Here is a 21,747-nt window from a genome sequence, read left to right on the forward strand (position 1 = left end):
GCAGTATTGAACGCCGCGGTGCGGCCGATCAAGGCTCCATTTCGCCGGGAGTGTGTTGCCCGCAAATGTTTCGGGTGCTCGCGGAGTTTGTTTTCAGGTTTTTCGAAAATCATTTCGATAACCGGGGAGCCGGATCGGCCGGGAGCCGCCAGTCGCCGCCGCGGTCCTCCCGCGCGAACCGCGCCACGAGATCGGGCACCCGCAGGCGGCACGCCAGCCCGGTGGCGGTCAGGAACGCCTCGACCGCCGGCCGGGTCGCGGGCAGGGCCAGGCGCAGCAGCCGGGGGTTCACCTCGCTCTGGACCTCCTCGGCGAACGGCCGCAGCACGCGCTCGTAGCCCGCCAGCGCCGCCGGCAGGTCGCCGGGGTGGCGGGCGATCTCGCCGGCCAGCACGTGCGCGCCGACCAGGGCGCCGGAGGTCCCCATGCCGCTGTAGGGGGAGGAGCAGTGCGCGGCGTCGCCGACCAGCACCACGCGGCCACGCGACCACGTGCCGGTGCGCACCTGGACGACCTCCTGCGAGTAGAAGAACGGGCTCGAGACCATGCCGCCGACGAACCGGTCCGTCTGCCACCCGGCGCCGCGGAACCGGCTCGCCCAGAACTCCCGCTGCCGCTCGACGGGGGCGCGGTGGACCGCGGAGGCCTCCGCCGACTCCTCCCGCAGCACGAAGTACGCCTGCGTCTCGGTCGCGTTGTGGCTGCGGCGCATCACCTGGCGGCCACCGGGGGCCAGGTAGGTGTCGCGGAGGGAGGTGTCGGAGGCGATGCGCGGGACGAACCAGTACGCCATGTGGATGCCGACGCGCCAGTAGGGGTCGAAGCCCTCGGGTAGCAGCGCCCGCCGGATGCGTGAGCCCTGCCCGTCGGCGCCGGCCAGCAGGTCGTACTCGCCGGTGGAGCCGTCGGAGAAGTGCGCGACGACCCGGCGCTCGTCCTGCTCGAAGCCGTCCACGCCGATGCCGAACACGTGCTCGACGCCGCCGTCCACCGCGTCGTGCAGGACCCGCACCAGGTCGCCGCGCATGATCTCGTACTCGGACGTGAGGCTCTGGCGGCCGCTTCCCGAGGTGTTGGCCAGGATCGTCGCCCTGGTCCGCCCGCGGGAGTCGACGAACGCGACCCCGGCCTCGTCCACGAGTTCGGCGCGGACCGCGTCGAGCAGCCCCATCCGCCGCACGGCCTCGACGCCCTGACCTCGCAGGTCGACCTGGGCGCCGGTCGCGCGCAGCGCGGGGGAGCGCTCCGCGACGGTCACCCGGTGGCCGCTCCGCGCGAGCCAGAAGGCCAGGGCCTGGCCCGCGATCCCGCCGCCGGCGACGAGGACGCGCAGTGGTTCCGGCATGGTCGCACCCCAAAATCTATCGGTGATAGGTTGCTGCCGAGAGTCGCCTATCAGCGATAGATTTGTCAACGTGACCAAGGTGAACCGCGAGGTGGTCGTCTCGGAGGCGCTCGCGCTGCTCGACGAGGTGGGGCTCGACGCCGTCAGCACCAGGCGGCTGGCCGCGCGCCTGAACGTGGAGCAGCCGTCGCTCTACTGGCACTTCCGCACGAAGAAGGACCTGCTGGCCGCCATGGCGCAGGCGGCGATGGCGCCGCACGCCACGGCGCCGCTACCGGAGCCGGGCGACGACTGGCGCGAGTGGTTCCTGGACAACACGCGCAGCTTCCGGCGCACGCTGCTGCTACGTCGCGACGGCGCGCGGCTGCACGCGGGCAGCACACCGGCAGGCGACCTGGAGCGGCTCCGCCACAAGATGGAGTTCCTGGTCGCCGCGGGGGTGCCCGAACGGGACGCGCGGATGGCGATGCTGGCCGCGAGCCGCTTCACGGTCGGCTGCGTCCTGGAGGAACAGGCCGACGACGGCGCTCCGCCGCCGGCCGGTGTGCCGGTGGTCGAGCACGAGCAGGCGTTCGAGGCCGGGCTCGCCCTCGTGCTCACCGGGCTGGTGCACGCCGCGGGCGTGCGGGACTGACCGGGGTCAGTTCTCGGCGGGCACGCCCGGCACGGGCGGCGGCTCCTGGAACAGGTTCGTCCACGCCGCCTGGTCGGGGCGTGAGGCCGCGCTCACCTGCGGCTGGTGCGTCTCGGTGTGGCTGAACAGCTCGTTCGCCGCGTGCAATGTCATGGAGTGGATCCGATCGGGGGTGAGACAGGCTTCGAACACCTGTGCTGAAGCGCGAGATACCCCATCATGATCGGGTTCAACCACCTGTGGGGCCGCAACGATCTCAGAAGTTTTGAGCGAGTCCCCGACCTGCGGTTTCTTCAGGGTGATCCTGGGCGCTCCGCGCGTCTCGCCCTCGTGGCGATCGTCTCGCGCCTGGCGCGGATGGCCGCGGTGTGCCCGCTGGTCGTGCTGCCGCGGTCGATGGAGCAGGTCCGCCGCCACCCGGAGGACGTCGCCGGGTACGAGGATCCGCTGTTCCCGCTCGGGCACGGCCTGCCGCGGGAGTAGCCGGTGCCACCCAGGCCGCGCGCAACCCGGCAAGGGTTCGTGGCCACCGCACTAGGCTGCGGTCCATGCCGGATTCCAGGGGTGTGCTCGTCACCGGTGCGTCGCGCGGCATCGGCCGTGCGACAGCCGCGGCGTTCGCCGAACGCGGGTACCGGGTGGCAGTGCACCACAGCAGCAGCAGCGACGACGCCGCGCGGACGCTCAACGCGCTCGCGGGCGACGGGCACGTGCTGCTCGGCGCCGACCTGGCCGACCCCGACGCCGCCCGCGGCCTCGTGGAGGAGGCGGCGGACCGGCTCGGCCCGCTGGACGTGCTGGTCAACAACGCCGCGGTCGCGCCGGGCGCCGCCAACGCCCACCGCCTCGGCGACACGTCGTGGGAGGCGTGGACGCAGGCGTGGCGGTCGATGCTCGACGTCACCCTCCTCGGTGCCGTCAACGTCACCTGGGCCTTCGCCCGGCACCTGATCGACCGCGGCGCGCCGGGCAGCATCGTCAACGTCGGCTCGCGCGGGGCGTTCCGCGGCGAACCGGACCACCCGGCCTACGGCGCGAGCAAGGCCGCGCTGCACGCGTTCGGCCAGTCCGCCGCCGTCGCACTGGCACCCCACGGCATCTCGGTCACCTCGGTCGCGCCGGGGTTCATCGCCACCGAACGCCAGGCCGCGAAGCTTGCCGGCGCCGAGGGCGACGCCGTGCGCGACCAGAGCCCGTTCGGCCGGGTCGGCACGCCCGAGGAGGTCGCCGCCGCCGTCGTGCACCTCGCCTCGCCGCAGGCCGCCTGGTCCTCCGGCGCGGTCCTCGACCTCAACGGAGCCTCCTACCTGCGGTGACCGCGGCCCGGCCGCTACCGTGACCCGATGCGCGCCCCCCGGAGAAGGTCGATCGTGGCGGCGAAGCTCGAGACCGACCGCGGCGGCGGGCAGGCGGCGATCCTCGCCGAGCTGCGCCGGTGCCTGCTCGACGGCGTTCCGCCGGGCAGCGCCATCCCGCTCGACGAGGTGGCGGCGGTGTTCGGGGTGAGCCGGATTCCGGTCCGGGAGGCGCTCAAGACGCTGATCGGCGAGGGGCTGGTCGAGCACCGGCAGAACTTCGGCTACTTCGTCGCGAAGCTCACCCGGGAGGAGCTGCACGAGCTCTACGTCGTGCGGGGTGTGCTGGAGGCGGCGGCTCTCGGCGCCGCGGTCGCGCACGCGCAGCCGTCGGACGACGAACTGGCCAGGGCCGCGCACACCGCGCTGGCCGCGGCCCAGGAGGCGGGCGACGTGCGCGCCTACCACCGGGAGAGCCGCCGGTTCCACCTCGCCCTGGTCCGGCCGAGCGGGATGAAGCGGCTGCTCGGCATGTTCGAGTCCGCCTGGAACCTCACGGAACCGTTGCAGCCCATGGCCCACGTGCCCGCCGACGAACGCACCGCCCTGCACGCCGACCACCGGGGGATGCTCGCGGCGTTCGTCGCGCGGGACGCCCCGGCGCTGGTCGAGGCCGCGCGGACGCACCACGACCGGCTGCGGTCCTCGCTCGCGGCGGTGCCGGCGCACACCGGGCTGTTCGCGGACGGGGAAGATATACGTTTCCCGTAGCAGCCGGGAAACAAGTCCTCCCTACGGTGGCGCCATCCCACCAGGCAGGAGTGCGGCGATGACGGCGACAGCGGCGAAAGCCGAACGCGAGCTGGCCTACCACCCGAGGCTGACCAACGCCGACCTGGCCCCGCTGGAGAAGCAGACCTGGGGCTCCTACAACATCTTCGCGTTCTGGATGTCGGACGTGCACAGCGTCGGCGGGTACGTCACCGCCGGCAGCCTGTTCCTGCTGGGCCTGAGCGGCTGGCAGGTGCTGGTCGCGCTGCTCGCGGGGATCGGGATCGTGCACTTCTTCTGCAACCTGGTCGCGAAGCCCAGCCAGCAGACCGGCGTGCCCTACCCGGTGATCTGCCGCAGCGTCTTCGGCGTGCTCGGGGCGAACGTGCCGGCGGTGATCCGCGGCCTGATCGCGGTGGCCTGGTACGGCATCCAGACCTACCTGGCGTCGGCGGCGCTGGACGTGGTGCTGCTCAAGCTGTTCCCGTCGCTGCTGCCGTACGCGGACGTGCAGCAGCACGGGTTCCTGGGGCTGTCCGCGCTCGGCTGGGCGTCGTTCACCGCGCTGTGGCTGCTGCAGGCGGCGGTGTTCTGGACCGGCATGGAGACGATCCGGCGGTTCATCGACTTCTGCGGTCCCGCCGTCTACGTCGTGATGTTCCTGCTGGCCGGCTACCTGATCTCCCGCGCGGGCTGGGGCGCGATCGACTTCACCCCCGGCGACGTGCGGCACACCGGCTGGGCGTCGGTGCCGGTGATGTTCGGCGCCATCGCGCTCGTCGTCTCGTACTTCTCCGGGCCGATGCTGAACTTCGGCGACTTCTCCCGCTACGGCAAGTCGTTCGCCGCCGTCAAGCGCGGCAACCTGCTCGGCCTGCCGGTCAACTTCCTGGTCTTCGCCGTGCTCGTGGTCGTCACCGCGTCGCTGACCGTGCCGGTGTTCGGCGAGCTGCTCACCGACCCGGTGGCGACGGTCGCGCGGATCGACAGCACGTTCGCGATCGTGCTGGGAGCGCTGACGTTCAGCATCGCGACCATCGGCATCAACATCGTCGCGAACTTCATCTCGCCCGCGTTCGACTTCTCCCACGTCAACCCGCGGCGGATCAGCTGGCGCGCCGGCGGCATGATCGCGGCGGCCGGGTCGGTGCTGATCACGCCGTGGAACCTCTACCACAACCCGGCGGTCATCCACTACACGCTGGAGACGCTCGGGGCCTTCATCGGCCCGCTGTTCGGCGTGCTGATCGCCGGGCACTACGTGGTGGCGCGCCAGCGGGTCGACGTGGACGACCTGTTCTCCCTGTCGCCGGCCGGGAAGTACTGGTACCGCAACGGGTACAACCCGAAGGCGCTCGTCGCCACGGTCGCCGCCTCGCTGGTGGCGGTGGTGCCGGTGCTGGTGCCCGCGCTGGCCGCCGCCGCGCCGTACAGCTGGTTCATCGACATGGCGCTGGGCTTCGTCCTCTTCACCCTGCTGTCGCGGGGGAACCGGTGAGGATCGAGGTCGTCAACCCCAACACCAGCGCCGCGATGACCGAGGCGATCGGCCGTGCGGCGCGGGCGATCGCCGGACCGGGGGTGGAGGTGCTGGCCACCTGCCCGGCGATGGGACCGGCGTCGATCGAGAGCCACTACGACGAGGCGCTGAGCGTGCCGGGCCTGCTGGCCGAGATCGCGGCCGGCCGCGCCGACGGCTACGTGATCGCGTGCTTCGGCGATCCGGGGCTCGACGCGGCCCGCGAGCTCGCCGCCGGGCCCGTGGCCGGCGTCGCCGAGGCCGCCATGCGCACCGCGGCCCTGCTGGGACGGGGTTTCAGCGTCGTCACGACCCTGGAACGCACGTGCGGCCGCGCCTGGGACCTCGCCCACCGGTACGGGATGGCCGGGTTCTGCCGCGGCGTCTCCGCGTGCGACGTGCCGGTGCTCGAGGTGGAGGAGGCGGTGGACGCGGTCGTGGCGGCGTGCCGCACGGCGGTGGCGGCCGACCGCTCCGACGTGGTCGTCCTCGGCTGCGCGGGCATGACGGCGCAGCGCGCGGAGATCGAGCGCCGCGTCGGCGTGCCGGTGGTCGACGGCGTCCAGGCCGCGGTGCTGCAGGTGGAGTCGCTGGTGCGGATGGGGTTGCGGACGAGCGCGGCGGGGGAGTTCGCCGCGCCGCCGCCCAAGCCCTACACCGGTGTGCTCGCGTCGTTCGGGAGCAGGGGTGCCACGCTCTCGGCGAGACCGTGACGACCCGGGAGCCCCATGGACGAGCGCCGCCTGCTGGACGAACCTTCCCTGCGCCGCGTGCTGGAGGCGGCGGGACTCGACCCCGGCGCGGTGACCGGCTGGGCCGAGCTGACCGGTGGCACCTACAACACCGCCTACCGCATCACCACCTCCGGCGGCGGGTTCGTGCTGAAGGTGGCGCCGAGCCCGGACGCGCCGCGCATGACCTACGAGCGCGACCTGATGAGGACCGAGGCCGCCTTCTACCGCGCGGCCCGCGGGCACGCCCCGGTGCCGCAGGTCGTGCACGCCGACTTCACCCGCACCCTCGTGCCGTCGGACTTCCTGCTGATGACGGAGGTCCCCGGCCACGCCCTGACGTCGTTGACCGCGCCGGAACGGGCGGCGTTGCGCGCCCAGCTCGGCGAGGTGGTCGCCGGTCTGCACGAGGTGACCGGCACCGGGTTCGGCTACCCGCAACTGGGCCTCGCCCCGACGTGGCGGCGGGGTTTCCTGTCCATGGTGGACTCGGTGCTCGCGGACGCCGCGCGGTTCGGCGTCGAACTCCCCCTGCCCGCCGGGGAGATCTCGGCCCTGCTGAGGTCGCGCGCCGGCCTGCTCGACGAGGTCGACCGGCCGGTGCTCGTGCACTTCGACCTCTGGGACGGCAACGTCCTCGCCGGGCACGGCCGCGTGACCGGGCTCGTCGACGGCGAACGCGCGTTCTGGGGCGACCCGCTCGCCGAGTTCGTCTCGCTCGCCCTGTTCGGCGACATCGAGCGGGACCCGGACTTCCTGGCGGGGTACGGCGCCGCGCCGTTCACCTCCGGCGACCGGGCACGGCTCGCGCTGTACCGCGCCCACCTCTACCTGATCATGCTGGTCGAGGTCGTGCCGCGCGGCTCGTCCGGGAACGAGGAGCTGGAACGGCTGGTGCGCCGGCACCTGTGCGCGGCGCTGGGGGTGGCGGGATGACCGGCGTGCGGCGGGTGCTCGACCAGGTGCGGAACGACCTCACCGACGAGAAGGTCTCGGTCGCCGCTGGCCGACGGGGTCGCGGGCGGTGCCGGACCGGCCTGAGGACCCCGACTCGCCCGGCCGCGTCGGGCCCGGACGTGACCCGCGATCCCCGCCGGGCGCGGGTCGGTGCGACCCGATCTCCACTCCCGGCCCCGCGCCGCTAGACGGACTTGAGCACGCGCACCCGGTCCGCCATCGCCCGCCGCGCCACGTCCGACTCGAACGCGATCGAGTCGAACTCGTGCGGCGCGCCGGGGTGCAGGTGGAACTCGACCGGCACGCCCGCGCGGCTGAGCTTCACCACGTAGGCCAGGTCCTCGTCGCGGAACACGTCGAGCTGGCCCACCTCGACGTAGGCCGGGGGCAGGCCGGTCGCGTCCGCCAGCCTGGCCGGTGCCGCGGTGGCCGGGACGTCCGGTCCGCCGGCGGCGTCGCCGAGCAGGGCGGGCCACGCGGTGAGGCTGTCGTCGTAGGACCACAGCGCGTACGGCGCGATGTGCGGGTCGACCTCGGTGGTGCGGTCGTCCAGCATCGGCATGACCAGGATCTGCCGCGCGATCGCGGGGCCGCCGCGGTCGCGGGTCAGGATGGTCAGGGCCGCCGCCAGGCCGCCGCCGGCGCTGTCGCCCATCACGCCGATCCGCGCGGGGTCGACGCCCAGGCCCTCGGCGTTGTCGTGCAGCCACAGCAGGGCCGCGTAGGCATCCTCGACCGGGGTGGGGAAGGGGTGTTCGGGCGCCTGGCGGTACTCGACGGACAGCATCGGCACGCCGCTCGCCGACACGTACCGCGACACCGGTCCGTCGAACAGGTCGATGTGGCCGAAGATGTAGCCGCCGCCGTGGAAGAACAGCACGGCGGGGCCGGGCGTCGCGCCCTCCTTGGCGTACCAGCGCATCGTGATCGGCGTGCCGTCGGCGGCCGTGGCGTGGTGCTCGGTCGTGGTGACGTCGGCCGGGATCGGCTGGGCCGCGCTCGCGGCGCCGATGATCGGCTCCCACAGGGCCCGGCGCCCGGCGACGTCGCCGACGGCGGGAGGGGTGGCTTGCGCCATCGCGCCGGCCATCGGGGCCAGCGCGGCGGCGATCTCGGGGTCCAGCCCGAGCGTCATGGTCTTCTCCTCAGCGGGGGGTGGGTCAGGCGACGACGAAGACGACCTTGCCGCGCACCTCGCGTGCGGCGGCCTGGACGTGGATCTCGGGCAGGCCGGTCAGCGGCACGCGCCGGGCGACGTCGACCCGCAGGTCGCCGGAGTCGACCAGGGCCACGAGCTTCGCGAGCTGCTCGGCGTCGCTGCGGACGTAGAGGTTGACGCCCCGCACGCCGCGTGCGTCGTCGGTGGGCGCGGGCATCCAGATCGTCGTGTTGACGACGGCCCCGCCGTCGCGGACCAGCGACGGCAGCTGCGCCAGCACCTCCGGGTCGACGGGCGCGAGGTTCAGCACGAGGTCGACCGGCTCGGTCACCGCCGAGAGCACGTCGGTGGCGGTGTGGTCGACGACCTCGTCGGCACCGGCGGTCCGCACGGCCTCGGCGCTCGCCGGACTGGCCGTGGCGATCACGTGGGCACCGGCCTGCCTGGCGAGCTGGACGGCGTACCCGCCGACCGGTCCGCCCGCGCCGTTGACCAGCACGCGCTGCCCGGCCTCGAGCCCGCCGTGGTCGAAGAGCGCCTGGTAGGCGGTGAGCCCGACCAGCGGCAGCGCGGCGGCGTCGGCCAGCGGGAGCTTCCGGGGCGCTGCGGTCAGGGCCTCCGCCGGCGCGATGACGAACTCGGCCGCGGCGCCGGGCTTGGTCATCGGCAGGAACCCGACGACCTCCTCGCCGACCGCCAGGCCCTCGACGCCCTCGCCGAGCGACTCGACCGTGCCGGCGACGTCGAGGCCCGGGGTGTGCGGCAGGCCGACCGGGATCGGTCCCTGCATGACGCCCAGGCGGATGTTGCCCTCGACCGGGTTGAACGTCGTGGCCGTGACGCGGACCAGGACCTCGCCGGCGGCGGGAACGGGCTGCTCCACGTCCTCGTACCGCAGGACCTCGGGGCCGCCGAACTCGTGGAAACGCACTGCCTTCATGACCGCTCTCCCTCATCTTTTGCTTCGAACTCGAAGCAACTGGGACCGACAGTAGACCTGCTTCGAATTCGAAGCAAAGTGACGTGGAGCACGGGGTCAGCGGGGAGGACCGAGCACGACGTTGCCGGAGATCTCGGCGGCCTCGGCGAGTAGCGACAGCGGGATCTCGAACCCCTCGGGACGCGGTGCGCGCAGGTCGCGGCCCGCGTGGCGGAACATCCTCTCCAGGCCGCCGGGGGTGGAGATGAGCAGCAGGTCGGCCCGCTCGGAGGTGATCCGGTAGCTGTGCGGGACGCGGCGCGGCAGGAAGACGATCCCGCCCTCGCGCAGCTCGTGCTCCTCGTCGCCCGCCCACACCAGCGCCGACCCGGCCAGCAGCAGGAACACCTCGTCCTCGTGGGTGTGCAGGTGCCACGGCGGCGCTTCGCCGAGGCCCGCGTCGAAGCGTCCGACGGTCAGCTGCCCGCCGGTGGCGGCGGAGTCGAGCAGGACGCTGAACACGCTCCCGCCGATCCACTCGAGCTGCTGCTGGTCCTCGCGCTGGGCGAGGTGGGGGATGCTCACGGTCGTCCTCGGGGGCCGGTGGGACGGCGGCGCCGTCCTCCTGCACGAACCCTCGTTCGTCCGGCCGTCCGATCGCCACGTCCCGGAGTGCTCACCGGTGTCCGGCTCTGCCCGGCACGTCCCTGCTCCTTCGAATTCGAAGCAGTAGGCTGGAGGGCATGGCCGACTCAGCCCCGTCGCTCGACCCCGTCCAGCTCGGCGCCTACTTCGCCCTCGTCGAGGTGACCAGCCTGCTGCGGCACGCGGTCGAGCAGCAGCTCAAGGAGGCGGGCGACCTGAGCTACGTGCAGTTCCAGCTGCTCGCGCGGCTCGGCGACTCCCCGACGGGCAGCCACCGCATGACCGACCTGGCCGACGGCGTCGTCTACAGCCGCAGCGGCCTGACCTACCAGGTGGGGCTGCTGGAGAAGGCGGGCCTGGTCGGCCGCACGCCCTCCGCCGAGGACGAGCGCAGCGTCACGGTCACCATCACCGACGCGGGCCGCGCGCTGCTCGGCAAGGTGCTGCCCGGGCACGTCGAGGTCGTCAGCGGGCTGCTGTTCGAGCCGCTGTCCCGCGACGACGTGACCGCGCTCGCCGGCCTGCTGGCGCCCGTGCGCGACCACATGCGGTCGACGCCGCCGCGCTCGGCCGCGCCCCGCCGCCGCAGGGGCTGACCTCAGCGGGCCAGGAGGTGCTCGACGAGCCGCTCCCTGGCCAGGGCCAGGTGGCGCCGGTAGGTGCCGTAGGGCACGCCGAGCCGCCGCGCGGTCGCCCGGTGGGTGCCCGAGGCCGAGAGGTAGGTGGCGGTGAGGGCGTCGTGCGCCTTGACTCCGGCGGGGTCGACCCGCACCGCGGCGAGCGCCGCCGTGATGGCCTCGCGCAGGTCCGCGGCGGGATCGGCCGAGTCCGGCGGCACGAGGTGCGACCGCAGCAGCGCGCTGGTCGCGAACTCGCGGGGAGCCCGCCACGTCCGCAGCGCCTCGAAGACGCCCGCCTCGAACTCCGCGCGCGGCAGGTGGCCGGGCCGGGCCGGCCACTGCTCGACGGGCACGGCGGTGGCCCGCACCCGGTGCTCCGCCCACTGCTCGACGGACTGCCGCCGCCAGTCCCTGCCGAGGACGTGCCGGCGCCGTCCGCCGACGTCCACCACCACGAACGGCTGCAACCCGGCGGCGTCGAGACGGTGCCGCCACCGTTCGACGTCCTCCACGACGGTGAAGGTCAACGCCCGCCCGTGCGTCCTCGTCTCCGCGGCGACCCACCGCCGGTCGACCAGGTCCGCCGGAGCCGACTGCGAAGCGAAGCGCTGGACGCCCAGGTGCTCGCCCCGGCGCAGCGGCGCGGTCGCCTCGACGTGGTCCCACAGCGCGGCGGCCACCGGGTCGGCCGCCCGGTCCTGTGGCGGCAACGCCTCCAGCCGCAGGAACGCCGCGAACCCCAGGACAGTCCCGCCGGAGCGGTAGACGCGGAAGTCCTCCGGCCGGCGCCGGAGCCAGTGCGCCACCTCGGGATCGTCCCCGCCGGCGAGCACCTCGCCGGGTGCGAGCGGCGTGTCCTCGACGGCGGAGCGCAGGTCGGGCGGGCCGCCGAAGAGGAACAGCCACTCCGCGGCCCGCGCGAGGGCGTCGTCCCCGGCCGCGCGGCGCACCGCGTCCAGGCACGCCACCGAGATCCGCGCCCGCACCTCCTCGTGCCGGTCGGAGTCCCGCCAGCGCAGGTCGGCGTCGAGCGTCGCCCGCACCGCGGCGTGGGGGACCAGCCCGTCCGCGGTGGCCTCGACGTAGGGCCGGCGGCGCAGCCAGGAGAACACCTCCGCGGCGTCCTCGTCGCCCAGGACCGCGCGCAGCACCGGCTCGCGCGTGACGCGGGCCAGTGCGAGGACGTCGAGCCCGCGCCGGTGCACGGCGTTCGGCACGTCGCCCACCAGCCGGTCCACCAGGGTCGTGAGGACGTCGCCCGTGGGCCGGAACCGCGCGCCGGGGACCGAGGCGGCGAGGGTGAGCGCAAGCGGGTTGCCCCCGGCGAACGCCTTCACGGCACCGCGCTGCTCCGGTGCGAGTCCTCGCGCGGCGAGCAGTGCGTCGGCCGCGGCGTCGTCCAGCGGGCGCACGGCCAGCGCGGTGAAGAGCTCCGCCCGGCCGGGGTCGAGCGTCCACTCGGGTTCGGGAGCGGTCCGGCTCGCGAGCACCACGGTCGTGCCGCCCGCGAGCCGGGGCAGGAACTCCTCGCGCAGCCACGGTTCGAGGTGCCCGCAGCGGTCGAAGGTGTCGAGCAGCAGCACCGCGCCGGGCTGGACGCACGCCGGCGCGGCGGCCTCCTCCAGCAGGCGCCGGTCCGCACCGAGGAACCGGGCGTCGACGTGCACGACCTCGCGCCCGGCGAGCCGCGCCCGCCGGGCGGCGTGGCGCAGCAGCGCGGACTTGCCGACGCCGCCGGGGCCGTGCAGGTGGGCGACGAGCGGGGAGTCCGCCGCGCCGGCCAGCACGCGGTCGAGCACCGCCCGTTCCGCGTCCCTGCCCGCGAGCACCGCGTCCCGGAGCGAGGTGGTGATCGACACCTCCCCAGGATCACCTCCGGCGGGACCGGTCAGCCTGGGCCGGGGTGGCCCACCCTGATGACGGCGGAGCCGCTGCCGGCGCGGACGACCTCGGCGAGCCGGCCCTCGTGGACCGACCCCGGCGCGGGCGTCAGCAGCACCGCCTGGAGGCGGTCGCCCGGCACCTCCAGCAGGGACCCGTCGAGGGCGATGTCCCCCACGCCCGGATGCCCGAAGACGGCCCGGGTCTCGAACCGTGCGACGGCTTTCGGCGCCCGCCACAGCGTGTCGAACGACCGGCTCGTGGTGCGCAGCTCGTCGACGAGCTCCGCGAGCGGCTCGTCGGCCGGGTAGCGCAGCGCCGTGCTGTGCAGCCGGGCGGCGAGCGTCGCGCGGAACACCGCCGCCTCCTCGTCGTCGCGGCGGATCTCCCGGTGCGCCCGGGAGAACGTGCGCCACGCGACGTTCCAGTCCCGCGGCTGCCGGTTCGCCGCCCCCGCCCCGAGCGCCATCCAGGCGCCGTTGACGGCGACGACGTTCCACGCCGCGTCGGTCAGGAACGCGGGCGTGCCGGGCACCCGCTCCAGCAGCCGCAGCGCGCCGGGCCCGGCCTCGCGCGGCACCCGGCCGTCCGCCGGGGCGTACCCGGCCAGCGCGCAGAGCCGTTCGTACTGCGCCGGTCCGACCCGCAGCGCGCGGGCGATCGCGTTCACCACCGCGGCCGACGGGTGCCGGCGGCCCTGTTCGAGCCGCCGGACGTGGTCCGCCGACACCCCGGCCAGCTCGGCGAGCTCCTCCCGCCGCACGCCGCGGGCCCGCCGGCCACCGGGTGGCAACCCGATGGCGGCGGGGTCCGTGCTCTCGCGCAACCGGCGCACCTCCGCGCCGAGTTCCTGCAACGCCATCACGCAAGTGTCCCTTGTGGAGCAAATGCGCGTCTCAATTGCGACGGTGGTCAGCCGGTGGTGCAGGTGCTGCCGTTGAGGGCGAACGAGGTCGGCACCGCCGTGTTCCCGTTGTGGGAGGCCTGGAAGCCGATGTCGACCGACCGGCCGGGCGGGATCGTGGCGTTGTGCCCGGCGTTGCGCGCGGTGACCTGCCCGGCCGACGGCGAGTAGGTGGCGTTCCAGCCGGAGGTGATGGTCTGCCCGGACGCCAGGGTGAAGGCGAGGGACCAGCCGGTGATCGCCGCGGTGCCGGTGTTGGTGATGGACAGGCTCGCGGTGAGGCCGTTGTTCCAGGCGTTGACGGTGGCCTTGACGCCGCAGGCGCCGGGGACCGGGTCCGGGCCCCCGCCGCCGGTGAGGCCGAAGAACTCGAGCGCGGCGGCGGCCATGCCCGCCGAGGGCAGGCTGTGCCCGGCGCCCTGCACGCTGATCGACTCGACCTGGGTCGAGTACCGGCTGCGGTTCCAGCCCGCCCGCGGGGTGTCGGTGGAGGTGGGCGTCTGGCTCAGGCCGAACACGTTCGTCCACTGCTCGACCTCCTCCCGCAGCAGGGAGTACGGCACGAGCGTGTCCGCGGTGCCGTGCCACAGCTGCATCCGCGGCCGCAGGCCGGTGTAGCCGGGGTAAGCCTGCCGGACGAGGGTGCCCCACTCCTGCGGGGTGCGGTTCGCGCCGCCGCCCCCGGTGCACCTGCTGCTGCCCGGCGGGTAGTCGGCGGCGTTGGCGAAGCAGCCGAACGGCACGCCCATGAACGCCGCGCCCGCCTTGAAGACGTCCGGGTAGAGCGCCAGCATCTCGTTGGTCATCATGCCGCCGGAGGACGACCCGGTGGCGAAGACGCGGTCCGGGTCGCCGCCGTAGCGCTGCTGGACGTGGTTGACCATCGAGACGATCGACACCGGGTCGCTGCCGCCGCCGCGCCGCTTGGCCGCGTCCGACCACGTGTCGAAGCACTTGCCGAACCCGGCCTCCTGCTGAGCGCTCGGGTAGATGACGACGAAGCCGAGCCGGTCGGCGAGCGAGGCGAACTCGCTGCCGGAGTAGAAGCCGGGCCCGGAGCCGCCGCAGCCGTGCATGGCGACCACGATCGCGGGCTTGGCCGGGCGGGTGTCGGGCACGTACACGTGCATCCGCATCCCGCCGGGGTTGTCGCCGAAGCTCGTCACCTCCACCAGTGCGGCGGCGGACGCCGGCGCTGTCGGCACGACGCAGGTCGCCAGGGTGAGGGCTACGGCCGTCAGGATCTTTCCGAGAGTGCGCACAACCGACCTCCGGTCAGGGTTTCCGGGGCTCTCGGACCGGGAAGCTATTCAGTTTCATGACGGCCGTCAATTTTTCGGCCAACGAATGCGGTTGGGTGTTCGACGAACGACGCCCGCGGCTCATCCGTCCTTTGTGGCCGGTACCTCCACCACGGTGACGCGCACGCCCGCGGCCCGGATCGCCGCCACCGCGGCGGGGTCGGCGGACAGGTCCGTGACGACTTCGTGCACGTCGTGGATGTCGGCGATGCGGGCGAGCGTGGCCTTGCCGAGCTTGCTGCCGTCCGCCATCACGACCACCCGCCGGGCGCGGCTGAGCATCGCGCGGTTGGTGCGCGCCTCGTTCTCGTCGTGCGTGGTGATGCCCGCGGCGGCGTCGATGCCGTCGACACCGATGAACGCGGTGCCGATGCTGATCGACGCCAGCACGTGCTCCGCCCACGGGCCGACGAGCTCGTAGGACTGCGGCCGGGCGACGCCGCCGACCACGACGAGCTTGTGCCGCGGGTGCAACGCCATCTCCATGGCGATGTTCAGCGCGTTCGTGACGACGGTCAGGTCGGCGCGGCCGGGCAGCTGCTTCGCCAGCTCGCTGGTGGTGGACCCGCCGGTCAGCGCGATCACGTGCGAGCCCGGCGGCAGCATGCGGACCGCCTGGCGCACGATGGCCCGCTTGGCGTCGCGCGACCGGCCGCCGCGGTAGCGCACCGGCACCTCGTTCCCGGCGCCCTGCGGCTTCGCCCCTCCGTGCGTCCTCGTCAGCAGCCGCTGCTCCTCCAGCTGCGCCAGGTCGCGGCGCAGCGTCGCGGACGAGACGCCGAGCCGGGAGCAGAGGTCGCCGACCTGCAGCGAACCCGTTTCCCGGAGCACCCGCAGTATTTCGGACATGCGTTCCGCCCGCGTGGTGCGCCTTTTCCGCACACGCCTTTCCGGCGCGGCGGAATCCGTCGAGTCGACCATGGAACGGAGCGTACGACAACTCTTCCCGGTGAGCGATTGTGCACGCGCAGCTTCACCCGGAGCGACGCCTGAACAGGCCAGACGCAGCGAAACGCTCACTCGGAATGCTCACTTGAGCGGCGAGTCTTGCCACTCGCGCAGCGTCGGCCGTACGAATGCAGCACTCGTCGAACCGGCGGACCGGCCGGGCGACTCGCAGCGATCAACGGCATTCGGAGAAAGCGGCCGAATGCGTCTGGGAAGTGTCCCGGTAATCGGAAGGCGGCACCATGGGTGAACGTGGGCTCGGCACCAGCTGGACCGCGCGGGAGATCGGGCAGCAGCCCGCCACCTGGCCGCGGGTGGCCGACGCGCTGCGACGGGTCCGGGCGCGGGTCGACGGGCTGGTGGGCGCCGCGCTGGCCGACCCGGCCACCCGGATCGTGCTGACCGGCGCGGGGACGTCCGCGTTCATCGGCGAGGTCGTGGCCCCGGCGCTGGCGCGCCACCTCGGCAGGCCGGTGGAGACGATCGCCACGACCGACGTCGTCGCCGACCCGCGCGCCGCCGTCCCCGACGGGCGGCCCGTGCTGCTGGTGTCGTTCGCGAGGAGCGGCAACAGCCCGGAATCCCTTGCGGCGGCGGAACTCCTGCACCGGCTGACGCCGCGCCTGCGGCACCTGGTGATCACCTGCCACCCGCAGGGCGAGCTGGGCGCGCGGTGGGCCGGCGCGGACGACGCCGTCGTGGTCGCGCTCCCCGAGGAGACCCACGACCGCAGCTTCGCGATGACGTCGTCGTTCACCGGCATGGCCCTGGCCGCGCTGCTGGCCTTCGGCGTGGACGTCGACGTGGCCGCGATGGCGCGGCAGGCGACCGCCGTGCTGGACGGCGCCGCGGAACGGGCGTCGGCGATCGCCGGGGCCAAGCCGGACCGCCTGGTGTACCTGGGGTCCGGCGCGCTGCGGGGCCTCGCGAAGGAGGCCGCGCTGAAGAGCCTGGAGCTGACCCGCGGCCAGGTGGTCGGCATCGCCGACTCGTCGCTGGGCTTCCGGCACGGCCCCAAGTCGGTGCTGGACGACCGCACGATCGCGGTCGTCTTCCTGTCCACGGACCCGTACGCGCGGTCCTACGACGTCGACATCGCGCGGGAGCTCGTGCAGTCGCTCGGCACCGACCGCGTGGTCGTGGTGGGGGAGGCGGAGCCCGCCGAGTGCGGGGGAGCGCAGGTGTGGCCCGTCGGCGGCACGTACGGGTCGCCGTCGGAGTGGGCGCTGGTCGCGGTGATCACGGCCCAGACGACGGCGCTCGCGTGCTCGCTCGCGCTGGACCTGACGCCGGACAACCCGTTCCCCGGCGGCGAGGTCAACCGCGTGGTGCAGGGCGTGGTCATCCACGAGTTCCCGGAAGGGGAGTGAGCGAGATGTTCCTCGGCGTCGACGGCGGCGGCACGAAGACCGCGTTCTGCCTGGTGGACCTGGACGGCCGGGTGGTCGCGGAGGCGCGCACCGCCAGCGTCTACTACCTCAGCGACGGCATCGGGATCGTGGAACCCCTGCTGCGCCAGGGGATCGGCGAGGTCTGCGCCACCGCGGGCATCGCGGTCGCGGACATCACCCACGCCTTCTTCGGCCTCCCCGCCTACGGGGAGATCAGCGGCGACGTCCCGGTGCTCGACGCGCTGCCCGCGAAGATCCTCGGCGGCGCGCACTACCGCTGCGGCAACGACATGATCTGCGGCTGGGCCGGGTCCCTCGGCGGGATCGACGGCATCAACGTCGTCGCCGGCACCGGGTCGATCGCCTACGGCGAGCACGACGGCCGGCAGTGGCGCGGCGGTGGCTGGAGCGAGCTCTTCGGCGACGAGGGGTCCGGCTACTGGGTCGCGGTCAACGGCCTCAACGCCTTCAGCCGCATGGTCGACGGGCGCCTGCCCGCCGGGCCGCTCGTCGGCGAGATGCGCAACGCCCTCGGCCTGGTCGCCGACTTCGACGCCATCGACGTCGTGGTGAACCGGTGGCACGGCGACCGCGGCAAGATCGCGAACCTCAGCAAGGTGGTCGTCGCGGCCGCCGACGCCGGGGACATCGCCGCCGCCGGGATCCTCGGCCGGGCGGGCCGCGAGCTCGCGCTGCTCGTGAACGTCGGCCGCGCCGCGCTCGAGTTCCCCGCCTCCCACCGGGTGCCGGTGTCCCACTCCGGCGGCATGTTCGGCTCGGCGCAAGTGCTGGCGTCGTTCCGCGAGTCGCTGACCCTCGACTTCGACCTGCGCGCACCCCTGCTGGAACCGCACATCGGCGCCGCACTCCACGCGGCACGCCTGCACGGACACCCGTTGCGGGCAGAGCACATCTCCTCCGCCGCCCTCTCCCCCTGAGGAGTCGACCATGACCGGATCCGGCACCACCCCCACCGCCCTGCGCGCGAACAGCTGGATTCCCTACGCGGGACTGCTGGTGCTGTTCTGGGGAGTGTGGGGCGCGTTCTCCGCGCTGCCCACGAAGCTCTACGCCTACCCCGACCCTATGGTCTACGTCGTGTGGTCGCTGACCATGCTCATCCCGGCGTGGGTCTCGTTGCGGGGCAAGAAGTTCGACCGCAGCCGCACCGCCGCCACCTACGGCCTGGTGATCGGCCTGACCGGCGCGGGAGGCCAGCTGCTGCTGTTCAAGGCGCTCACCATCGGGCCCGCCTACGTGATCTTCCCGATCGTCGCGCTGTCCCCGGCGATCACCGTGCTGATGGCGTTCGGCCTGCTGCGCGAACGGCTCGGCCTGCTGTCCTGGGCCGGCGTGGGGCTGGCGCTCGTCGCCATCGTGCTCTTCTCTGTCTCCACCGGGGACGCCGCCGGCAGCGGCTGGCTGTACCTGCTGCTCGCCGTCCTCATCTGCGTGGCGTGGGGCGTGCAGGCGTTCTACATGCGCAAGGCGGCGCTCGCCGGGGTGGACGACGCGTCGACGTTCGGCTGGATGACCATCAGCGGCCTGGTGCTGATCCCGGTGGCACTGCTCATGATGGGCGGCCTGCCGCTCGGCTTCCCGTGGCAGGCGCCGGCTCTCACCGCCGGAACGCAGGTGCTCAACGCCGTCGGCGCGCTGTTCCTCGTCATGGCCATGAGCCGCGGCAAGGCCTCGATCGTCGCCCCGGTCACCAACGCCATGGCGCCGGTGCTGACGATCGTGCTGTCGCTGCTGGTGTTCGGTGCGACGCCGAGCGCGTTCCAGGTCGTCGGCATCGTGCTGGCGCTCGTCGGCTCCACGCTGATGGTCTACCGCGCGGAGAAGAGCAGCGAGGCGGTCCCGGCCGCCGGGGCGGCGCCGTGACGAACCGGGTCCTGACGGTCACGCTCAACCCCGCCGTCGACGTCACCTACCGCGTGCCGGCCCTGCGGGTCGGGGAGACCGTCCGCGTCCCGCAGGTGCGGTCGCGGGCCGGCGGCAAGGGCGTGAACGTGGCGGCCGTGGTCACCGCGCTGGGCGGCGAGAGCCTCGTCCTCGCGCTGACCGCGGCCGCGGAACCGGACGAGTTCCGCGCGGGACTGCGGGAGCTGGGCCTCGCGCACCGGCTCGTGCCCGCACTCCCGGCCGTGCGCAGGACGATCGCCGTCGTCGCCGACGACAGCACGACCATGTTGCAGGAGAACGGGTTCCCGGCCCGTCCCGGAGCGGAGGCGGGGATCACCGCCGCGCTGCGGGACGAGCTGGCGGCCGGTGCGGGCGCCGTCGTGATCTCCGGCTCGGTGCCGGTCGCGATGGACCCGGAGGTGCCCGCGAGACTCGCGCGGCTGTGCGCCGGGTTCGGCGTGCCGGTCATCGCGGACGTGTCCGGCGCGGCTCTGCGCGCGGCCGCGTCGAGCGGGGCGGTGCTGATGCCGAACGAGGACGAGCTGGCCGAGCTCGCGGGGGACGGACCTGCCGGGGACCTGGTGGCCGGGGGAGCGGCCGCCGTGGTGGCCACCGCCGGGCGCGCAGGGGCGACCGCGGTGACCGCCCGGGGTTCCTGGCGGGCCCGCCCGGTCGAGGTGGTCGCCGGCAACCCGGCGGGAGCCGGGGACGCGGCCGCGGCCGCGCTGGCGCTCCACCTCGCCCGGGCCGGGCACGACCTCGACTGGCCCGCCGCACTCGCCGACCTGGTGGCCACGTCCGCCGCCGCGGTGCTGCGGCCGGTCGCCGGCGAGATCGACCACGAGGCGCGCGCCCGCTGGATTCCGTTGACGACTGTGGAGGAGACACGATGACCGCGGAGTGGGCCGCGCTGCTCGGGGAACTGCGGGCGGGGCGACGTGCCGTGGGCGCGTTCAACGCGATCATGATCGAGCACGCGGAGGCCATCGTCGCCGGCGCGGAGCTGAGCGGCCTGCCGGTGATCCTGCAGATCTCGCAGAACGCCGTGCGCTACCACGGTTCCCTGGCGCCGTTCGCCCGCGCGTGCCTGCAGCTCGCCGCCGACGCGACCGCGCCCGTGCTCGTGCACCTCGACCACGTCGAGGACGAGCGGCTGATCTTCGAAGGACTCGACCTCGGCATCACCTCGGTCATGTTCGACGCCTCGAAGCTGGGCTACGAGGACAACGTCGCGAGGACCCGCGAGGTCGTGGACCGCTGCCACGCCGGCGGATGTCTCGTCGAGGCCGAGCTGGGCGAGGTCGGCGGCAAGGACGGTGCCCACGCGCCCGGCGTGCGCACCGATCCCCGGGAAGCGGCGGAGTTCGTCGCGGCGACCGGTGTCGACTCGCTGGCGGTGGCCGTCGGGTCCTCGCACGCGATGACGGACCGCAGCGCGGTGCTCGACGAGTCGCTGATCGCCGCGCTGGCCGGGGCGGTGCCGGTCCCGCTGGTGCTGCACGGGTCCTCCGGGGTCACCGACGACGGACTGCGCGGCGCGGTGGCCGCCGGCATCGTGAAGGTCAACATCGGCACGCGCCTGAACCAGGTGCTGACCGAGGCGGTCCGCGCCGTGCTCGGGGAGCGCGAGGAGCTGACCGACCCGCGCCGCTACCTCGCGCCCGGCCGCGACGCGGTGCGCGACGAGGTGGCGCGGATGCTCACCGTGCTGGCGAAGTGAGCGCGGCCAGCGTGATCCGCTGAGCCGTCCGGACGGTGGCGGGCAGTGCGGCCGGATCGCGGCCGATGCGGTCGCACCCCGCGCGCATGGCGCCGGACAGCAGCTCCACGGTCAGCTCGGCATCCTCGACGTGGAACTCGCCGGCGGTCACGCCGTCCTCGACGACGGCGCGCACCTCGGCGACGAGCTCGGTGAACGGGTTGTCCCGCCCGTCCGGCAGGGCGGCGACCAGGGAGCCGGAGTTCGGCAGGAACATCAGCCGCAGCGCGGGGTTCGTCGACTCGGACAGCACGAGCTCGACGATCTGCGCCACCCGCTCCGCCGCCGGTTCCGGCGACCGCGCGATCGCCGCCACCCGCCCGGCCAGCGGACGGCTCGCCCGGCGCGCGAGCTCCAGGACGAGCGTCTTCTTGTCGGCGGCGTAGTTGTAGAGCGTGTTGCGCGCGAGACCGGCCTCGGTCGCGATGTGGCCGAGGGTGAGCGAGTCGTAGTCGCGCTCGAGCAGCAGCCGCCGCACGGCCTCGGTGAGGCCTGCCCACACCAGCTCGTGGTGCTCCTCGATGGTGGCGGCGCGGATCCGCGGCATCGTGCTGCTCTCCTCTAGGTGGTGGCCGGACTCGGCTGGTTCTCCTGGTGGACCGCGGTCAGCTTGACACGGTTCAGCCGCCAGCCGTGCGGGGTGCGCACCGCCTCGTCGTCGTAGAAGCCGACGACCAGCCACCGGTCGGCGCCGGGCAGCCAGTGCTCGGCGCGGACGTGGGCGTGGATCTTCGCGGTGTCGCCGTCGACCTCGACGACGTGCCCGGTGATGGCGTGGTGGGTGGCGAGGAACGGCGCGAAGCTCGCACTGAGCACCTGGACGTAGTCGGCCAGCGGCACCGTCATCTCCGGCAGGCCCGTGACGGACGCGAAGTCGAGCGTGAGCGGGTCGGTGAAGACGCGGCCGGGCAGCGTCGTGAACTCCTTCAGGTCCGCGATGTCGGCGTACCGGCCGAGGAGCTCGATCAGTTCGGCGCGATCGTCGGGCGTGGTCATGACGTCCTCCAAGTTTTGGGCCCAACCAAACGGAAAAATAAAAAAACAAGTGAGAAAAAAAAAAAAG

24 protein-coding genes are annotated in these 21,747 nt (G+C 73.7%); 13 read left to right on the plus strand and 11 right to left on the minus strand.

The genetic code is table 11. The features are described from left to right. Positions 1 to 109: 109 nt before the first annotated feature. A complete protein-coding gene (locus ACFWGZ_RS25165) occupies positions 110 to 1,345 on the minus strand; it encodes an FAD-dependent monooxygenase (protein ID WP_382454029.1) in 1,236 nt (411 codons plus the stop codon). A 70-nt stretch (positions 1,346 to 1,415) separates the two neighbouring features. Here ACFWGZ_RS25165 and ACFWGZ_RS25170 point away from each other — a divergent pair, with 70 nt between their 5' ends. After that, entirely contained in the window at positions 1,416 to 1,979 is a 564-nt protein-coding gene (locus tag ACFWGZ_RS25170; protein WP_382454030.1) for a TetR/AcrR family transcriptional regulator C-terminal domain-containing protein, read from the plus strand. A 6-nt stretch (positions 1,980 to 1,985) separates the two neighbouring features. Here the strand turns inward: ACFWGZ_RS25170 and ACFWGZ_RS25175 are convergent, their stop codons facing one another. Next, entirely contained in the window at positions 1,986 to 2,132 is a 147-nt protein-coding gene (locus ACFWGZ_RS25175; RefSeq protein ID WP_382454031.1) for a hypothetical protein, read from the minus strand. Between the two features lie 177 nt (positions 2,133 to 2,309). On the opposite strand from ACFWGZ_RS25175, the gene ACFWGZ_RS25180 reads away from it, so the two are divergent. The 6 genes from ACFWGZ_RS25180 to ACFWGZ_RS25205 all read left to right on the plus strand — a co-directional run bounded on the left by ACFWGZ_RS25180 (position 2,310) and on the right by ACFWGZ_RS25205 (position 7,231). After that, a complete protein-coding gene (locus ACFWGZ_RS25180) occupies positions 2,310 to 2,462 on the plus strand; it encodes a hypothetical protein (protein WP_382454032.1) in 153 nt (50 codons plus the stop codon). 65 nt (positions 2,463 to 2,527) lie between these two features. Further along, complete coding sequence (locus ACFWGZ_RS25185) at positions 2,528 to 3,295, plus strand: SDR family NAD(P)-dependent oxidoreductase (RefSeq protein WP_382454033.1); 768 nt, start codon at positions 2,528 to 2,530, stop codon at positions 3,293 to 3,295. Between the two features lie 27 nt (positions 3,296 to 3,322). After that, complete coding sequence (locus ACFWGZ_RS25190; RefSeq protein ID WP_382454034.1) at positions 3,323 to 4,045, plus strand: GntR family transcriptional regulator; 723 nt, start codon at positions 3,323 to 3,325, stop codon at positions 4,043 to 4,045. 58 nt (positions 4,046 to 4,103) lie between these two features. After that, positions 4,104 to 5,543, plus strand: coding sequence for an NCS1 family nucleobase:cation symporter-1 (locus tag ACFWGZ_RS25195; protein WP_382454035.1), 1,440 nt, complete (start codon positions 4,104 to 4,106; stop codon positions 5,541 to 5,543). Next, the gene (locus tag ACFWGZ_RS25200) at positions 5,540 to 6,277 is read left to right on the plus strand and encodes an aspartate/glutamate racemase family protein (protein ID WP_382454036.1); all 738 of its coding nucleotides are present in this window, start codon (positions 5,540 to 5,542) and stop codon (positions 6,275 to 6,277) included. The genes ACFWGZ_RS25195 and ACFWGZ_RS25200 overlap by 4 nt, the downstream gene beginning before the upstream one ends. A 15-nt stretch (positions 6,278 to 6,292) precedes the next feature. Next, a complete protein-coding gene (locus ACFWGZ_RS25205; protein ID WP_382454037.1) occupies positions 6,293 to 7,231 on the plus strand; it encodes a phosphotransferase family protein in 939 nt (312 codons plus the stop codon). A 205-nt stretch (positions 7,232 to 7,436) separates the two neighbouring features. Here ACFWGZ_RS25205 and ACFWGZ_RS25210 read toward each other — a convergent pair whose 3' ends face one another. The 3 genes from ACFWGZ_RS25210 to ACFWGZ_RS25220 form a co-directional block, all read right to left on the minus strand. Beyond that, positions 7,437 to 8,387 carry an alpha/beta hydrolase gene (locus ACFWGZ_RS25210; RefSeq protein ID WP_382454038.1) on the minus strand — a complete coding sequence of 317 codons (951 nt, stop codon included), beginning with the start codon at positions 8,385 to 8,387 and terminating at the stop codon, positions 7,437 to 7,439. A gap of 25 nt (positions 8,388 to 8,412) precedes the next feature. Beyond that, positions 8,413 to 9,351, minus strand: a complete 939-nt coding sequence (locus ACFWGZ_RS25215) for an NADP-dependent oxidoreductase (RefSeq protein ID WP_382454039.1) — start codon at positions 9,349 to 9,351, stop codon at positions 8,413 to 8,415. 96 nt (positions 9,352 to 9,447) lie between these two features. Next, a complete protein-coding gene (locus tag ACFWGZ_RS25220; protein WP_382454040.1) occupies positions 9,448 to 9,915 on the minus strand; it encodes a cupin domain-containing protein in 468 nt (155 codons plus the stop codon). Between the two features lie 158 nt (positions 9,916 to 10,073). Here ACFWGZ_RS25220 and ACFWGZ_RS25225 point away from each other — a divergent pair, with 158 nt between their 5' ends. Then, positions 10,074 to 10,571, plus strand: a complete 498-nt coding sequence (locus tag ACFWGZ_RS25225; RefSeq protein WP_382454041.1) for a MarR family winged helix-turn-helix transcriptional regulator — start codon at positions 10,074 to 10,076, stop codon at positions 10,569 to 10,571. Positions 10,572 to 10,573: 2 nt separating this feature from the next. Here ACFWGZ_RS25225 and ACFWGZ_RS25230 read toward each other — a convergent pair whose 3' ends face one another. The 4 genes from ACFWGZ_RS25230 to ACFWGZ_RS25245 all read right to left on the minus strand — a co-directional run bounded on the left by ACFWGZ_RS25230 (position 10,574) and on the right by ACFWGZ_RS25245 (position 15,530). Continuing rightward, a complete protein-coding gene (locus ACFWGZ_RS25230) occupies positions 10,574 to 12,454 on the minus strand; it encodes an ATP-binding protein (RefSeq protein ID WP_382454042.1) in 1,881 nt (626 codons plus the stop codon). A 29-nt stretch (positions 12,455 to 12,483) separates the two neighbouring features. Further along, positions 12,484 to 13,338 (minus strand): helix-turn-helix domain-containing protein, encoded by an 855-nt coding sequence (locus tag ACFWGZ_RS25235; protein WP_382454043.1) that lies wholly within the window; start codon positions 13,336 to 13,338, stop codon positions 12,484 to 12,486. A 50-nt stretch (positions 13,339 to 13,388) separates the two neighbouring features. Beyond that, positions 13,389 to 14,642: a PHB depolymerase family esterase gene (locus ACFWGZ_RS25240; RefSeq protein ID WP_382454044.1), complete on the minus strand. Its 1,254-nt coding sequence runs from the start codon at positions 14,640 to 14,642 to the stop codon at positions 13,389 to 13,391. A 120-nt stretch (positions 14,643 to 14,762) separates the two neighbouring features. After that, positions 14,763 to 15,530, minus strand: a complete 768-nt coding sequence (locus ACFWGZ_RS25245) for a DeoR/GlpR family DNA-binding transcription regulator (protein ID WP_382454045.1) — start codon at positions 15,528 to 15,530, stop codon at positions 14,763 to 14,765. Between the two features lie 341 nt (positions 15,531 to 15,871). Here ACFWGZ_RS25245 and ACFWGZ_RS25250 point away from each other — a divergent pair, with 341 nt between their 5' ends. The 5 genes from ACFWGZ_RS25250 to ACFWGZ_RS25270 are packed head-to-tail and all read left to right on the plus strand — an operon-like array spanning position 15,872 to position 20,645. Continuing rightward, on the plus strand, positions 15,872 to 16,999 hold the full coding sequence (locus ACFWGZ_RS25250) for an SIS domain-containing protein (protein WP_382454046.1): 1,128 nt from the start codon (positions 15,872 to 15,874) through the stop codon (positions 16,997 to 16,999). Positions 17,000 to 17,004: 5 nt separating this feature from the next. Then, a complete protein-coding gene (locus tag ACFWGZ_RS25255) occupies positions 17,005 to 17,958 on the plus strand; it encodes an N-acetylglucosamine kinase (protein ID WP_382454052.1) in 954 nt (317 codons plus the stop codon). Between the two features lie 10 nt (positions 17,959 to 17,968). Next, positions 17,969 to 18,904, plus strand: a complete 936-nt coding sequence (locus tag ACFWGZ_RS25260) for a DMT family transporter (protein WP_382454047.1) — start codon at positions 17,969 to 17,971, stop codon at positions 18,902 to 18,904. Beyond that, the gene (locus ACFWGZ_RS25265) at positions 18,901 to 19,818 is read left to right on the plus strand and encodes a 1-phosphofructokinase family hexose kinase (protein WP_382454048.1); all 918 of its coding nucleotides are present in this window, start codon (positions 18,901 to 18,903) and stop codon (positions 19,816 to 19,818) included. Before ACFWGZ_RS25260 ends, ACFWGZ_RS25265 begins: the two co-directional genes overlap by 4 nt. Then, positions 19,815 to 20,645, plus strand: coding sequence for a class II fructose-bisphosphate aldolase (locus tag ACFWGZ_RS25270; RefSeq protein ID WP_382454049.1), 831 nt, complete (start codon positions 19,815 to 19,817; stop codon positions 20,643 to 20,645). Before ACFWGZ_RS25265 ends, ACFWGZ_RS25270 begins: the two co-directional genes overlap by 4 nt. Here the strand turns inward: ACFWGZ_RS25270 and ACFWGZ_RS25275 are convergent. Together ACFWGZ_RS25275 and ACFWGZ_RS25280 are read right to left on the minus strand one after the other, a co-directional pair. Further along, entirely contained in the window at positions 20,626 to 21,231 is a 606-nt protein-coding gene (locus ACFWGZ_RS25275; protein ID WP_382454050.1) for a TetR/AcrR family transcriptional regulator, read from the minus strand. The genes ACFWGZ_RS25270 and ACFWGZ_RS25275 overlap by 20 nt on opposite strands. A 14-nt stretch (positions 21,232 to 21,245) precedes the next feature. Continuing rightward, positions 21,246 to 21,680, minus strand: coding sequence for a nuclear transport factor 2 family protein (locus ACFWGZ_RS25280; protein ID WP_382454051.1), 435 nt, complete (start codon positions 21,678 to 21,680; stop codon positions 21,246 to 21,248). Positions 21,681 to 21,747 lie beyond the last annotated feature (67 nt).

Origin of the sequence: Lentzea sp. NPDC060358 (genome assembly GCF_042725365.1) — a bacterium.
Lineage (GTDB): Bacteria > Actinomycetota > Actinomycetes > Mycobacteriales > Pseudonocardiaceae > Lentzea.

Excerpts from the sequence above, each read along its gene's own strand:
- ACFWGZ_RS25165 (WP_382454029.1), bottom strand. The coding sequence starts at position 1,345 with ATGCCGGAACCACTGCGCGTCCTCGTCGCCGGCGGCGGGATCGCGGGC.
- ACFWGZ_RS25175 (WP_382454031.1), bottom strand. The coding sequence starts at position 2,132 with ATGACATTGCACGCGGCGAACGAGCTGTTCAGCCACACCGAGACGCAC.
- ACFWGZ_RS25185 (WP_382454033.1), top strand. The coding sequence starts at position 2,528 with ATGCCGGATTCCAGGGGTGTGCTCGTCACCGGTGCGTCGCGCGGCATC.
- ACFWGZ_RS25190 (WP_382454034.1), top strand. The coding sequence starts at position 3,323 with ATGCGCGCCCCCCGGAGAAGGTCGATCGTGGCGGCGAAGCTCGAGACC.
- ACFWGZ_RS25195 (WP_382454035.1), top strand. The coding sequence starts at position 4,104 with ATGACGGCGACAGCGGCGAAAGCCGAACGCGAGCTGGCCTACCACCCG.
- ACFWGZ_RS25205 (WP_382454037.1), top strand. The coding sequence starts at position 6,293 with ATGGACGAGCGCCGCCTGCTGGACGAACCTTCCCTGCGCCGCGTGCTG.
- ACFWGZ_RS25210 (WP_382454038.1), bottom strand. The coding sequence starts at position 8,387 with ATGACGCTCGGGCTGGACCCCGAGATCGCCGCCGCGCTGGCCCCGATG.
- ACFWGZ_RS25215 (WP_382454039.1), bottom strand. The coding sequence starts at position 9,351 with ATGAAGGCAGTGCGTTTCCACGAGTTCGGCGGCCCCGAGGTCCTGCGG.
- ACFWGZ_RS25225 (WP_382454041.1), top strand. The coding sequence starts at position 10,074 with ATGGCCGACTCAGCCCCGTCGCTCGACCCCGTCCAGCTCGGCGCCTAC.
- ACFWGZ_RS25235 (WP_382454043.1), bottom strand. The coding sequence starts at position 13,338 with ATGGCGTTGCAGGAACTCGGCGCGGAGGTGCGCCGGTTGCGCGAGAGC.
- ACFWGZ_RS25245 (WP_382454045.1), bottom strand. The coding sequence starts at position 15,530 with ATGTCCGAAATACTGCGGGTGCTCCGGGAAACGGGTTCGCTGCAGGTC.
- ACFWGZ_RS25250 (WP_382454046.1), top strand. The coding sequence starts at position 15,872 with ATGGGTGAACGTGGGCTCGGCACCAGCTGGACCGCGCGGGAGATCGGG.
- ACFWGZ_RS25255 (WP_382454052.1), top strand. The coding sequence starts at position 17,005 with ATGTTCCTCGGCGTCGACGGCGGCGGCACGAAGACCGCGTTCTGCCTG.
- ACFWGZ_RS25260 (WP_382454047.1), top strand. The coding sequence starts at position 17,969 with ATGACCGGATCCGGCACCACCCCCACCGCCCTGCGCGCGAACAGCTGG.
- ACFWGZ_RS25270 (WP_382454049.1), top strand. The coding sequence starts at position 19,815 with ATGACCGCGGAGTGGGCCGCGCTGCTCGGGGAACTGCGGGCGGGGCGA.
- ACFWGZ_RS25275 (WP_382454050.1), bottom strand. The coding sequence starts at position 21,231 with ATGCCGCGGATCCGCGCCGCCACCATCGAGGAGCACCACGAGCTGGTG.
- ACFWGZ_RS25280 (WP_382454051.1), bottom strand. The coding sequence starts at position 21,680 with ATGACCACGCCCGACGATCGCGCCGAACTGATCGAGCTCCTCGGCCGG.